The sequence below is a fragment of the Brevundimonas sp. Br13 genome, from assembly GCF_055391505.1.
Genome location: NZ_AP044008.1, coordinates 1251054 through 1264427, shown reverse-complemented (window position 1 = coordinate 1264427; position 13374 = coordinate 1251054). Strand labels below are relative to the sequence as shown.

At 67.4% G+C, this 13374-nt stretch carries 8 protein-coding genes; 4 read left to right on the top strand and 4 right to left on the bottom strand.

Translation table 11 applies throughout. The features are described from left to right. Nucleotides 1-2: 2 nt before the first annotated feature. On the bottom strand, nt 3-1211 hold the full coding sequence (locus ACZ5M6_RS06230; RefSeq protein ID WP_054764935.1) for an efflux RND transporter periplasmic adaptor subunit: 1209 nt from the start codon (nt 1209-1211) through the stop codon (nt 3-5). Nucleotides 1212-1329: 118 nt separating this feature from the next. On the opposite strand from ACZ5M6_RS06230, the gene ACZ5M6_RS06225 reads away from it, so the two are divergent. Continuing rightward, complete coding sequence (locus ACZ5M6_RS06225) at nt 1330-1950, top strand: TetR/AcrR family transcriptional regulator (protein ID WP_464159929.1); 621 nt, start codon at nt 1330-1332, stop codon at nt 1948-1950. Between the two features lie 70 nt (nt 1951-2020). On the opposite strand, the gene ACZ5M6_RS06220 is transcribed toward ACZ5M6_RS06225, so the two are convergent. Both ACZ5M6_RS06220 and ACZ5M6_RS06215 read right to left on the bottom strand, forming a co-directional pair. Then, nucleotides 2021-3295, bottom strand: coding sequence for a sugar MFS transporter (locus tag ACZ5M6_RS06220; protein ID WP_201464141.1), 1275 nt, complete (start codon nt 3293-3295; stop codon nt 2021-2023). Between the two features lie 195 nt (nt 3296-3490). Beyond that, a complete protein-coding gene (locus ACZ5M6_RS06215; RefSeq protein WP_464159928.1) occupies nt 3491-6292 on the bottom strand; it encodes a TonB-dependent receptor in 2802 nt (933 codons plus the stop codon). A gap of 286 nt (nt 6293-6578) precedes the next feature. Here ACZ5M6_RS06215 and ACZ5M6_RS06210 point away from each other — a divergent pair, with 286 nt between their 5' ends. Next, nucleotides 6579-8417: an alpha-amylase family glycosyl hydrolase gene (locus ACZ5M6_RS06210; RefSeq protein ID WP_464159927.1), complete on the top strand. Its 1839-nt coding sequence runs from the start codon at nt 6579-6581 to the stop codon at nt 8415-8417. Continuing rightward, nucleotides 8414-10054: an alpha-amylase family glycosyl hydrolase gene (locus ACZ5M6_RS06205; protein WP_464159926.1), complete on the top strand. Its 1641-nt coding sequence runs from the start codon at nt 8414-8416 to the stop codon at nt 10052-10054. Before ACZ5M6_RS06210 ends, ACZ5M6_RS06205 begins: the two co-directional genes overlap by 4 nt. Before the next feature lie 5 nt (nt 10055-10059). Here ACZ5M6_RS06205 and ACZ5M6_RS06200 read toward each other — a convergent pair whose 3' ends face one another. Next, the gene (locus ACZ5M6_RS06200) at nt 10060-11073 is read right to left on the bottom strand and encodes a LacI family DNA-binding transcriptional regulator (RefSeq protein WP_464159925.1); all 1014 of its coding nucleotides are present in this window, start codon (nt 11071-11073) and stop codon (nt 10060-10062) included. A 105-nt stretch (nt 11074-11178) separates the two neighbouring features. Between ACZ5M6_RS06200 and ACZ5M6_RS06195 the strand changes: the two genes are divergently transcribed. Continuing rightward, nucleotides 11179-13239: a glycoside hydrolase family 97 protein gene (locus ACZ5M6_RS06195; protein WP_464159924.1), complete on the top strand. Its 2061-nt coding sequence runs from the start codon at nt 11179-11181 to the stop codon at nt 13237-13239. The last annotated feature ends 135 nt before the right edge of the window (nt 13240-13374 follow it).

Here is a 13374-nt window from a genome sequence, read left to right as displayed (position 1 = left end):
GCTTAGTCGCCGGTCGAAAGGCTGGTGGCGAACGAGGCGGTGGAGGCCGGGGCCGCCTGGGTGACCGGGGCGTCCGGCGCCTGTTGGGCGACGGGTTGGATCTTGCCGGTCTTGGGCGTGACCTTGGAGCCCGGCTGGGCGGCGCGTTGCAGGCCGGCGATGATGACGCGGTCGGTCGGGGCCAGACCCGACTTGATCACGCGCAAACCTTGGACGATCGGACCCAGTTCGACGGGCTTGGTCGTGACCGACCCGTCGGCGTTGACGACCGAGACGACGCGGCGCGCCTGATCGGTGCCGACGGCGGTGTCGGGCACCAGCAGGGCGTCATAGGAGCCAGCGCCGGCGACCTGGGCGCGGCCGAACAGGCCGGGCCGCAGGAAGCCGTCGGCGTTCGGCACAATGGCGCGCATGCGGATCACGCCGGACGAGGTGTCCAGGGCGTTGTCCGAAAAGTCCAGCCGGCCGGTGCGGGTGAAGCCGCTCTCGTCCTGCAGGCGGATGCGAACCGGGGAGCCCTGGCTGGCGCCGCCGTCTCGCATATATTTCAACAGCACCGCTTCCGAACCGTCGAAGACGAAGTGGATCGGACCGCCCGAGACGATGGTGGTCAGGACGTCGCCCGCCGAGGAGCCGCCGGCAACCAGATTGCCCGGATCGACGCGACGATCCGAGACCCGGCCCGAGGTCGGCGCCGTGACGCGGGTGTATTCCAGGTTCAGCTGGGCGGTGCGAACGGCGGCGTTGGCCGCCGCGAGATTGGCCTGGGCCGCATCGACCGCCGCCTTGTTGGCGTCATATTCGGCCCGGGAAACGGCCTGGGAGGCCAGCAGGGTCTCGCTGCGCGCCAGATTGGCGCGGGCCAGGGTCAGCTGCGACTGCATCTGGGCGACCTGGGCCTGGGCCTGGGCCAGGGCGGCCTGGGCGGGGCGCGGGTCCAGGGTGAAGAGCAGCTGGCCCTTCTGGACCATCTGGCCGTCGCGGAAATGGACCGCCTGGATATAGCCGCCGACGCGGGCGCGGACATCCACGCTCTCGATCGCTTCGAAGCGTCCCGTGAACTCGTCCCAGTCCACCACCTTCTGCTGCAGAGGCGTGGCCACCGTCACCGGCGGGGCGCCGCCGGGCGCCTGGCCCTCGGCCTTGGGGGAACATCCATAAAGCGCGCCCGTCACCATGACGGACACGGCCGCAATCTTCAGCCCGCGCATCTGCGCAATCTCCCTGTCGGAGGTAAATCCCTGTCGTGCGGATGAGGACCGGTGGGGAGCCGGCCTTGTCAACGCATGGTGACTTAATGGGTGGCGTCGTGACGCTTGTCAACAGGCGTTGACAAAGCCATATGGAGGCTACGGTTATTCATTCTGGAGTGTCGCCCCCTTGTTATGTCCCGGCCCCCGCCCGAGGAACGCCGCCGCCACCCGCACGGCCATCCTCGAAGCAGCACGCGACCGTTTCGCGGCCGAGAGCTATGACGATGTGGGCATGCGCGACATCGCCCGCGACGTCGGCGTCGATGCGGCCCTGATCAGCCGCTATTTCGGCTCCAAGGACGATCTGTTCCTGGCGGCCCTGGACAGCTGCAGCGACGGCAGCACCCTGATGTCGGGCGACAAGTCCGAGTTCGGCCGGCGCGTCGCCCACGAGATCGTCTTCGAGCCCAAGAAGGATGAAAAGCTGAAGGGCATGGCGATCATGCTGCGCTCCATCGGCTCGAACAAGGCCGCTGAAATGGTTCAGAACACCTGCACGGCCCGCTTCTTCGGCCCGCTTGAGGAATGGATCAGCGGACCAGACGCCCGGGTCCGCGCCCGCCTCTTGGCCGGTTTCATCATGGGGATGTCGGTCAGCCGCGAACTGGGCGGCGGCAGTTTCAACATCGACCAGGCCGACTGCGAAAAGATGCGCGACCGCCTGGCCCCGATCCTTCAGGGCCTGATCGACGGCTGACCGTCCGCGCGGAATTGAAAAGGGCGCGGAGATGGCTCTCCGCGCCCTTTGTCGTGTCTGAAGACCGGCCTCAGTGCGAGACGGTGGTCGTCACCTCGGTCTTGGCCTTGGTGCGGATGCAGGCCACGGCGAAGATCGTCAGGCCGACATAGCCCAGCATCGGCACGACGAAGGCCGGCTGAAGCGCGCCGGCGGCGTCGGCGATGCGCGCCGCCACCTGGGGCAGCAGGGCGCCGCCGATGATGCCGAAGACCAACAGGCCCGAGGTGGCCGAGGTGGGGGCGGTGGACCGCTCCAGGGTCAGGGTGAAGATGGTCGGGAACATGATCGAGTTGAACAGGCCGATCGACAGGGCCGCATAGGCCGCCGTCGGTCCGCCGATCCGGCTGACGACGAAGCAGAGGACCGCCGCCGTCACGGTGCAGACCGCCAGGACGATTCCCGGCCGGACCTGGGTCAGGACGGCCGAGCCGATGAAGCGGCCGACCATGGCGCCGCCCCAGTAGAGGGCGACCATCTTGCCCGCAGTCTCGATGGGGGCGTTCAGGATTTCGGGGCTTTCCAGGAAGTTGGTCAGCATGCCGCCGATGGCCACTTCAGAACCGACGTAGAGGAAGATGGCCAGGGCGCCGAAGATGGCCCAGGGCGAAGACAGAGCCTTCAGCGGGGAGACCGCCTCGGTCGAGGCCGGCGCCGCCGCATTGATCTTCTTGCGGGCGGTGAAGATGAAGAAGGCCACCACGGCGAAGAAGGCGCCCATGCCCAGGAAGGCCATGTCGATGCTGCGCAGCGACTGGGTGCGGGTGGCGGCCGTGACCACGGCGCCGGCGGCGAAGACGCCGCCCGTCAACAGGACGTGCGACCCCAGCCACGGACCGACCGTGGTGCCCAGGGAGTTGAAGGCCTGGGACAGATTCAGACGGCTGGAGGCGCCCTTGGGCGCGCCCAGTTCAGCCACCAGCGGATTGGCCGCGACCTGAAGCAGGGTGACGCCCGAGGCGATGACGAACAGGGCGATCAGCACGCCCGGATACCAGTCGGCGGCCGTGGCGGCCGGCACGATCAGACAGCCCGCCACCATGACGACCAGGGCGCCGATGATCGAACGGCTGTAGCCCAGCCGGCCCAGCACCGCCGCCGCCGGCAGGGACATCAGCCCATAGGCGATGAACCAGGCGAAGGTCGTCAGAAAGGCCTCGGCGTTGTTCAGATCGAACACCCGCTTCACCGCCGCGATCAGCGGATCGATCAGCGAGGTGGCGAAGCCCCAGGCGAAGAAGAGCGTGGTGACATAGGCGAAGGCCAGGCCTGTGCCCTGACGTCTTGCGGCCTCTGGTGCGGACATGAATATTCCCCCTTACGGATGATACGAAGACGCCGCGCTGTGCCCGCGCGGTTCTGGTCGCCTTGGTTCGGCCATAGCGGACGCGCCGTCCAGCGGAAAAAGGGCGCCTGTAACCAAACTTTGGCGCGCAGTGGGCCCACAGAAGAAAAAGGCCGCCTCGTTTCCGAGGCGGCCACAGTTTGCTCAGGGGAGAAATCAGAAGCGGTAGTTCATGCCCACCGCGAAGGTCCGGCCGTAGCTCTGATAGTCGATGGTCCGGCGCTCATCGCCGTTTTCGAAGGTCTTGAACGGCTCGTCGGTCAGGTTGTTGACCTGGGCCAGGATCGACAGGCCTTCCAGCGGACCGGATTGGAATTCGTAGCCGATCTGGGCGTCGACCACGGTTTCCGCCGCGACCGACCGCAGGGTGCGGCCGTTGCCGAAGCCGGCGACCTCGCCCAGGAAGTCCGACCGGTAGCGACCCGAGACCCGCGCCTGGAAGCCGTAACGCTCATAATAGAGGGTGCCGTTGACCACCGTCTCCGACAGGCCCGGCAGGGTGGTCGGGGCCTGGGTCGGGTCGGGCTGGACCTCGCTGTCGGTCGCCGAGGCGCTGAAGACGCCCCCGAAGCCTTCGAGCGCGGGGTGGAGCAGGTCGAACGGAGCCGACACCGAGAACTCCAGACCCTTGATCCAGCCGCCGTCGCCGTTGTCCGGCGCACCGACCAGACCTTGGCGCAGAGCCGGTTCGGGGTTGGTCGGCGAGATCACGCCGATCGGATAGCCGCTGAAGTCGAAGATCTGGTTGCGGTTATAGACGTAGGTTTCGAGGTGTTTGTAGAAGCCGGCCAGCGAGACATAGCCTCGGCGGTTGGCGAAATACTTCTCGAACGACAGGTCCGCGACGTCGGCGATATAGGGCCGCAGTTCCGGATTGCCGCCGCCGCCGCCCCACGGCGAACGGTTGATGTCCGTCGATTGGGCCAGGCTGGTGTTGTAGCTGTAGTTCCGCGAGGCGCGCATGTCGTCCATCCGCGGACGCGCCAGGGTGCGCGAGACCGCAAAGCGGGCGAACATGTCGTCGCCGACCTCCAGGATGAAGTTGGAGCTTGGCAGGATCTCCAGATATTCCGCACCGCCGTTGACGGCGACCGTTTCAGCCACGCCGGGGCCGACCTGCCGCGCCGAGAAGCCGCTGGAGCTCTGATCCGTATAGACGAACTGCATGCCGACATTGCCGGTCAGGGGCATGCCGAACAGTTCGTGGTCGATGTTGGCGCGGATATAGGCGGTAGAGACCTTTTCGGTCACTTCCCAGTTGCCGGCGGCGACGTCGGCGTTGGGATTGCGAACCCGATCCAGCAGGCCGCTGTTGACCACGCCCAGGGCGTCATAGCTCAGCACCTGCGAAATGCCGAGATAGCCCAGGTCGGTCGGGGCCAGCAGATATTCCGACGGCACGAACAGATCGCCGCCGCCGGGGACGCCGATATAGTACTGGTCGTTGACGAAGCTCTTGTTGCGCTCGGTATAGTTCAGGCCGAAGTCGATGGAGCTGAACGGGCTCTGGTGCAGAGTCCGCTTGGCGGTGATGCGGGCCGCCTTCAGCTCGTCCTCGATCGAGGGCGTGTTCATATAGCCGACCTGTCCGCCCGGAATGACGTCCGAGCCCCAGCCCTGGGCCGAGGTGATGCGGATCAGGCTGGCGTCGGCGTAGTCGAGCCGGCTGTTGAACCGGGTCACCCCGTCGTCGGTCAGTTCGAAGCCCAGGGTGTCCAGGGCGCCGTTGATGTTGCGGCCCGTCCCGGCGTTGGTCTCCAGGATGATGTCGTCACGCTCGACCTTCGAATAGCTGAGGTCCAGACCCAGGGTCCAATCGTCATTGGCGACGAATTCGGTATTCCAGCCCAGGGCGGTGATGTTGCTGTCGCGCTTGTTCAGGTCGTTGCGGACCACGCCCTTGATGTTGTCCCAGGTGCCGGCGACGATCAGGCCGTCTTCCACGGTGTAGCCGGGGCGCAGCGACGGCGCCGGACGGCAGACGGGCGAGGCGACGTTGACGGTGCAGTCGCCCGAAGAGCCGCCCCAGGCCAGCGGAAATTCGATGCCGCGCAGGACCTGGGTGTTCTTGAACTCGGAATAGAAGGCGTCGATCGTCGAATGGATGCGGTCGTTCGGGCGCCATTCCAGCACGCCCATATAGCCGTCGCGCTCCAGCTCCGAGGACATGACGTAGGGCTTGACGCCGCCGGTCAGCAGATTGCCGTCGGAATAGGTGGGATAGCCCCAGGCGTTGAACCGCTCGGACTGATAGGGCGAGCTCATATGGGCGTAGCCCAGGGCGACGCCCAGGGTGCCGTCCATGAACTGGTCGATGTAGGAGACGGTGTAGCGGTCGCCGCTGTCGGTCGTGCCCGAGTTCAGGGCGCCGATGTCGTTCCACTCATGCCGATAGTTCAGGGCGATTGCCTGACGGCCGTAGGCCAGGGGCCGCACGGTGCGCAGATCGACCGAGCCCGCCAGACCCTGACCCAGCAGGGCCGCATCCGGGGTCTTGTAGACGACAACGCTGCCCAGCAGTTCCGACGGGAACTGGTCGAATTCGACGCCGCGGTTGTCGCCGGTGGTGACCAGTTCGCGGCCGTTCAGCAGGGCGGTGGTGAAGTCCGGGCCCAGGCCGCGGATGGAGATCTGCTGGCTGCGGCCGTCAAGGCGCTGCATCGTCACGCCGGGCAGGCGCGCCAGGGATTCGGCGATCGAGACATCCGGCAGCTTGCCGATGTCTTCGGCGGAGATGACTTCGACGATCGAGGTGTTGTTGGCCTTGGCCGAGATCGAGGCCTCGATCGAGCGACGGATGCCGGTGACGACGATTTCGCCGACTTCGGTCGGCGCTTGATCGGCCTGTTGGCCGGTGGTCGCGGTTTGAGCCTGCGCCGCACCGACGGCGACGAAGGCGGCGGCGCCGACAGCAGCGCCCGACAGCAGGCGCACGCGCCGGTTAAGACGTAGAGACATGGTCATCCTCCCTGGGGGCCGCCGCGATTCTGAATGTCGCAGCCGAAGCCTTCGCAAAAATATGCAAATCTTGGACAAGGTTGCAAGCCGTTAATGTGGGCGACGCATTTTCGTCGCACTCTCCAGAGCTACAAAAGCCCGGTATACGCGGATATACGGACGGATAAGGCCAAGCTTTCGCTGCATTGCATCATTCCAATCCGCGTTGACAGGCGGCCCCAGGACTGCAAAATCTTGCAAATCGATCTGGAAGGCTTTGCACTTTCCAGACAGGAGGACCGACAGGATGAGCCTTGCCCCCCGCAAGACGAACCGCGCCCGCGCCTTGGCCGCAGCGACGGCTCTGATGGCGAGCCTTTCGGCCCTGCCCTTTCAGGCCCGCGCCGAGGCCCCGGCCGCGTCGCCCGCAGCCGACGCCCTGACGGCGCTGCGTCAGCGTCCGCCGCAGGACGAGGTCATTTACTTCCTGCTGCCCGACCGGTTCGCCAACGGCGATCCCGCGAACGACCACGGCGGCTACGCCCCCGAGCGGCTGAAAAGCGGCTTCGATCCGTCGGACACCGACTTCTACCACGGCGGCGATCTCGCCGGGGTGACGCAGCGGCTGGACTATATTCAGGGCCTGGGCGCCACCGCCGTCTGGCTGGCGCCCGTGTTCAAGAACAAGCCGGTGCAGACGCACAACGGCTACACCGGCGCGGCGCACCACGGCTACTGGATCACCGACTTCACGGCCGTCGATCCCCATTTCGGCGACGAGACGGCGATGCGGGCCCTGGTCGATGCGGCCCATGCGCGGGGCATGAAGGTCTATCTGGACATCGTCGCCAACCACACGGCCGACGTCATCCGCTACCGCGAATGCCCGGACCGGCCGTGCGAATACCGCAGCCGGGCCGACTATCCCTACACCCGCCGCGGCGGGGTGGACGGGGCGGCGATCAACGCGGGCTTCGACGGGCGGGACTTCTCGCGCCTGACCCGGCCCGACTACGCCTATACGCCCTATGTCCCGACGGGCGAGGAGAAGGCCAAGGTCCCGGCCTGGCTGAACGACCCGATCCACTATCATAACCGGGGCGACAGCACGTTTGCGGGCGAAAGCTCGCTGGACGGGGATTTCGCCGGTCTGGACGATCTGCTGACCGAAGACCCCGTCGTGGTCCAGGGCATGATCGACGTCTTCGGCGGCTGGATCGACAAATACGGGATCGACGGCTTCCGCATCGACACCGCCCGCCACGTGAACCCCGAGTTCTGGCGGGCCTTCATCCCCGCCATGCTGGAGCGGGCGCGGGCCAGGGGCATTCCGAACTTCCACATCTTCGGCGAGGTCTATGACCCCGACCCGGCGGTGACGGCGCGGTTCACGCGGGAGGACGCCTATCCGGCCGTGCTGGACTTCCCCTTCCAGAAGACCGCGGTGGAGGTCGCATCCGGCAAGACGGGAACCGACGCCCTGGCCCGGCTGTTCGCCGCCGACGCCGTCTACGCGAAGGGCGCCGAGACGGCCGCCGTCCTGCCGACCTTCCTGGGCAATCACGACATGGGCCGGGTCGGCTTCTTCGTGAAACAGGCCAATCCCGACGCCGACGAGGCCGAGATCCTGGCCCGGGTGAAACTGGCCCACGCCCTGATGATGTTCAGCCGCGGCGTGCCGACCCTCTATTACGGGGACGAACAGGGCTTCGCCGGCGCCGGCGGCTATGGAAACTCGCGCCAGGACATGTGGCCCAGCCGGACCCAGGTCTATGCGGCGGAACAGCCGATCGGCGGACGGCAGACGCCCTATGCCACGACAGCGCCCCTCTATAAGGCCATCGCCGAAATGGCCCGAATCCGCGCCGCTGATCCCGCCCTGCGCCGGGGCCGACAGATCGTCCGCGCGGCAGGCGACGCGCCCGGCCTGTTCGCCCTGTCTCGTCTGGACGAGTCCGGCGGCGAGACCCTGGTCCTGTTCAACAGCTCGACCGCCGCAGTCACGGCCCAGGTCGAGGTGGAGCCCGGTTCGCTGCGGTGGCAAGCTGTGCGCGGCGACTGCGAATCCCAGGCCTCGGCGCCGGCCAGCTACGCCGTCCGCATCCCCCCTCTCGACTATCTGATCTGCAAGAGCACGCCCCAGTGAACGCCCACAGCCTCGATCTCGCGACCGCCGCCCAGCCGGCGACCGCCCACACTGAATGGTGGCGGGGCGCCGTTCTGTACCAGATCTATCCCCGCAGTTTCGCCGATGCGAACAACGACGGGGTCGGCGACCTGAAGGGGATCACCGACCATCTGGACCACGTCGCCTCGCTGGGGGTGGACGGCATCTGGCTGTCGCCCTTCTTCACCTCGCCGATGAAGGACTTCGGCTATGACGTCGCCGACTATTGCGACGTCGATCCGATCTTCGGAACCCTGGCCGATTTCGACGCCTTGGTGGCGCGCGCCCACGACCTGGGCCTGAAGGTGGTGATCGACCAGGTCTTCTCGCACACCTCGGACGAGCACCCTTGGTTCCTGGACAGCCGCGCCTCGCGCACCGGACCGCACGCCGACTGGTACGTCTGGGCCGACGCCAAGCCGGACGGATCGCCGCCGTCGAACTGGCAGTCGGTGTTCGGCGGCCCGGCCTGGACCTGGGACGCGCGGCGCGGCCAGTACTATATGCACAACTTCCTGGCCTCGCAGCCGCAGCTGAACGTCAGGAACCCCGAGGTCCAGGACGCCCTGATCGCAGCGGCGCGCTTCTGGCTGGACCGGGGCGTCGACGGCTTCCGGCTGGACGCCATCAACTTCTCCATCCACGACCTGAAGCTGACCGACAATCCGCCGATCAACGACGGCAAGAAGCGCACCCGCCCCTTCGACTTCCAGGACAAGATCTACAACCAGAGCCAGCCGGAGATCCTGGGCTTCCTGAACCGGATCCGCGCCCTGACCGACAGCTATGAGGGGCGGTTCACCGTCGCCGAGGTCGGCGGCGATCACGCCGACCGCGAGATGAAGGAATACACCGCCGGGACCGATCGGCTGCACTCGGCCTATGGCTTCCTGTATCTGTACGCCGACACGCTGAAGAGCGAACTGGTCGCGCGGGGCGAAACCATGTGGCCGGATCAGCAGGGCGAGGGCTGGCCGTCCTGGACCTTCTCCAACCATGACGCGCCGCGCGCCGTGTCGCGCTGGGCGCAAGGGCGGGACCGCAAGGCCTTCGCCGAGATGGCCCTGATGCTGCTGGTCTGCCTGCGCGGCAATGTCTTCGTCTATCAGGGCGAGGAGCTGGGCCTGCCCCAGGCCGAGGTGCCGTTCGAGCGGCTGGTCGATCCCGAGGCCATCGCCAACTGGCCCGAGACCCTGGGCCGCGACGGCGCCCGCACGCCCATGCCCTGGCATGCGGATCAGGCCAACGCCGGTTTCTCCACCGTCGAACCCTGGCTGCCGGTCGATCCCCGTCACCTGCCGCTGGCGGTGGATGCCCAGGAAGCCGATCCGGGCTCCACCTTGCACGTCGCCCGCCGCATGATCCGGCTGCGTCATCAGCACCCGGCCCTGCGCTTCGGAGCCATGGCGCCGATCCAGACCTCGGACCTTCTGGTTTTCGAACGCCAGGAGCGCGGCGGCGGCGGAGAGCGGCTGCTGTGCGTCTTCAACCTGGGTCACGAGCGGATCGACTGGAGCCCGCCCGAAAACGCGACGCGGATCGAGGCGATCAACTGGACCGAGGCCGACGGCGCCGCCCTGCCTCCGCTCGCCGGCCTGGTCTTCAGACTGGCATGATCCGTTCAGCCGCCACAGGTCTCGCGCACGATCAGGTCGGTGGGCACCCGTTCCGACCGACCGGCCGTCGCGCCCCCGTGGTCCAAAAGCTTGGACACCATCAGCCTTCCGGCCTTCATCGTATCCTGGGCGATGGTGGACAGGGCCGGGCGCGAATAGCGGCTGAAGGGCACATTGTCGAAACCGATGACGGAGACGTCGCCGGGCACGGTCAGGCCGGCATGCTGCAGGGCCCGCACGGCGCCCAGGGCGATCTGGTCGGAGGCGGCCACCACCCCGTCGAACCTGACGCCTCGGCGCACCAGGGCGTCCACGGCGGCCTCGGCGGATTCGACCTCGAAATGGGCGGGGACGATCAGTTCGGCGTCGACCGACAGGCCCGCCGTCTCCAGCGCCTCCAGATAGCCCCGGTGCCTCTGCATGGCCTCGGGCGGATCGAGGTCGCCCAGAAAGACGATGCGCGTGCGGCCCAGCCGCGCCAGGTGGGAGGTCGCGCGGCGACCGCCCGAGAAGTTGTCCGATCCGATCGAGCAATAGTCCTGCTCCGGCAGGTCGGCGCCCCAGACCACGAAGCGATGGTCGCCCGCCGCCAGCCGGTTGAAGGCGCCGTGCAGGCTGGACTGACCCAGGAAGATCACCCCGTCCGCGCGACTGGTGTTCATCGCCGCCGCCAGTTCGTCATAGGTGGCGGGCGAGATGTGGCTCATCAGCAGGTCGCAACCGCGTTCGCGCGCCGCCTCGCCCACCCCGGCCAGCAGCTCCAGGAAGAAGGGGTCCGAGATCCGGCCCTCGCGCCCCTGGGGGCGCGGCGTCACCAGGGCGATGGTGCCCTGAGCCCCGATCGGACCGGCGGGCATGTAGCGGCGGAACGGATAGTCGTGCTCCTTCGCCAGCTTCCAGATCAGCTGTTTGGTGCGGTCGTTGACGGCGGGGCTGTCGTTCAGCGCCCGCGAGGTGGTGGCGACGGAGACGCCGGCCAGGCGCGCGATGTCTTCAAGTCGGGTTGTCTTGCGGCTCAAGGTCGCGGGTCCTCAGCACAGGCTTTCGAGCCTGCAAATTTTTCTGCAAACGTTTCAGCCACCGTTCGCGGCGGTTGGCAAGAGGCGGCGTAACGGAGTTCACAGATGAAGCGCAGATCCTTCCTGGCCCTCGGCGGCGCCTCGATCCTGGCCTTCGGCGCCACGGGCGTTCGCGCCCAGACCGCGCCGACCCACGCCCGCGCCAGTTCGCCCGGCGGCGTGCTGACGGTCGAGGCCTTCACCGACAACGACGGCCGGCCGATGTATGCGGTGCTGCGTCAGGGGCGGATGGTCGTGGCCCCGTCCAAGCTCGGCTTCCTGCTGACCGACGCCCCCGCCCTCGAGCGCGGCCTGGCGATCACGGCCGGTCAGCCCGTGACCTTCGACGAGACCTGGGAGCAGCCCTGGGGCGAGCGCCGCTTCATCCGCAACCATTACAACGAGTGGCGGGTCCGCTACGCCGAGACCGGCGGCCTGCAACGGCGCGTCGATGTCGTCTTTCGCCTGTATGACGACGGCCTGGGCTTCCGTTACGAATTCCCGGACCAGCCCGCCCTGAAGACGGTCCGCATCGGTTCGGAGATCACCGAGTTCAACCTGGCCGAGGACGGCGAGGCCCTGTGGTGCCCCGCCTGGGAATGGAACCGCGAGGAATACCTCTACAGCCGCACGCCGATCAGCGCGGTCGGCAGCGCCCAGACGCCAATGACGGTCAAGGGGCGGTCGGGCCTGCACGTCTCGATCCACGAGGCCGCCTGCATCGACTACGCCGGGATGAACCTGCGCCGGTCGGAGGACACCAAGTTCCGCGCCCAGCTGACGCCGGGCCTGACCAACGCCGCCGTGGTGCGCCAGGCGCCGTTCAACACCCCGTGGCGGACGCTGCAGATGTCGGACACGGCGGCCGGTCTGATCGAGTCCAGCCTGATCCTGAACCTGAACGAGGCCAACAAGCTGGGGGACGTGTCGTGGTTCAAGCCGATGAAATACGTCGGCGTCTGGTGGGAGATGCACCTGGATCTGAAGACCTGGAACTCCGGCCCCAAACACGGCGCCACGACCGAAAACGCCATCAAACACATCGACTTCGCCGCCGAACACGGCCTGGGCGGGGTGCTGGTCGAGGGCTGGAACAAGGGCTGGGACGGCCAGTGGTTCGCCAACGGTTCGGACTTCAGCTTCACCGAAGCCTATCCCGACTTCGACATCGAGGCGGTCTGCGCCCACGCCCGGTCAAAGGGCGTCCAGCTGATCGGCCACCACGAAACCGGCGGCAACGCCTTCCACTATGAGCAGCAGTTGGAACCGGCCATGGCCCTGTACGAGCGGCTGGGGGTCCATTCGGTCAAGACCGGCTATGTCGCCGATGCGGGCGGCGCTCGGGTCGCCGGGCCGGACCGCCGGATGGTGATGGCCTGGCACGAGAGCCAGGCCATGGCCCAGCACCATATGAAGGTCGTCGAGGCGGGCGCCCGCCACAAGGTGGCGATCAACGCCCACGAGCCGTTCAAGGACACGGGCCTGCGCCGCACCTATCCGAACATCATCAGCCGCGAGGGCCAGCGGGGCATGGAATATTCGGCCTGGGGCAATCCGGGCAATCCGCCCGAGCACGAGCCGAACCTGGTCTTCACTCGCCTGCTGGCCGGGCCGATGGACTATACCCCCGGCATCTTCGGCATGGAGACGCGCAGCCCCGGCGGGGTGCAGACGACCTGGGCCAAACAGCTGGCCCTGTACGTCGTCATCTACAGCCCGATCCAGATGGCGGCGGACCTGCTGGTCAATTACGAAGCCAACCCCGGGCCGTTCCAGTTCATCAAGGACGTGCCGGTCGACTGGGCCGAGACCCGCGTGCTCGCGGCCGAGATGGGCGACTATGTCGCCATAGCGCGCAAGGATCGGACCTCCGACGTCTGGGCTCTGGGGGCCATCACCGACGAGCATCCGCGCGTCCTGACCGCGCCCCTCGACTTCCTCGACGACGGCCGGCGCTACCGGGCCGAGATCTACCGCGACGGCCCCGAGGCTGACTATCGCGGCAAGCGCGAGGACATCGTCATCGAACGTCGCGACGTGACCTCCACCGACGTCCTGACCCTGGCCCTGGCGCCCGGCGGCGGCCAGGCCATCCGCTTCGTGCCGATCGGGCGGGGGCGGCGGTGATGGGCGGTACTAAGACCCTCTCCCGCTTGCGGGAGAGGTGGCCCGTCGATCGCGCAGCGATCCAGGGTCGGAGAGGGAAGTCTTCTGACAGAAGGCTGAACTCCCCCCATCGTCACGCGTGTCGCTGCGCGCCAC

What these genes read in the sequence shown, in the direction of transcription:
- ACZ5M6_RS06230 (WP_054764935.1), bottom strand. Translation starts at nt 1,211, where the DNA reads ATGCGCGGGCTGAAGATTGCGGCCGTGTCCGTCATGGTGACGGGCGCG.
- ACZ5M6_RS06220 (WP_201464141.1), bottom strand. Translation starts at nt 3,295, where the DNA reads ATGTCCGCACCAGAGGCCGCAAGACGTCAGGGCACAGGCCTGGCCTTC.
- ACZ5M6_RS06215 (WP_464159928.1), bottom strand. Translation starts at nt 6,292, where the DNA reads ATGTCTCTACGTCTTAACCGGCGCGTGCGCCTGCTGTCGGGCGCTGCT.
- ACZ5M6_RS06210 (WP_464159927.1), top strand. Translation starts at nt 6,579, where the DNA reads ATGAGCCTTGCCCCCCGCAAGACGAACCGCGCCCGCGCCTTGGCCGCA.
- ACZ5M6_RS06195 (WP_464159924.1), top strand. Translation starts at nt 11,179, where the DNA reads ATGAAGCGCAGATCCTTCCTGGCCCTCGGCGGCGCCTCGATCCTGGCC.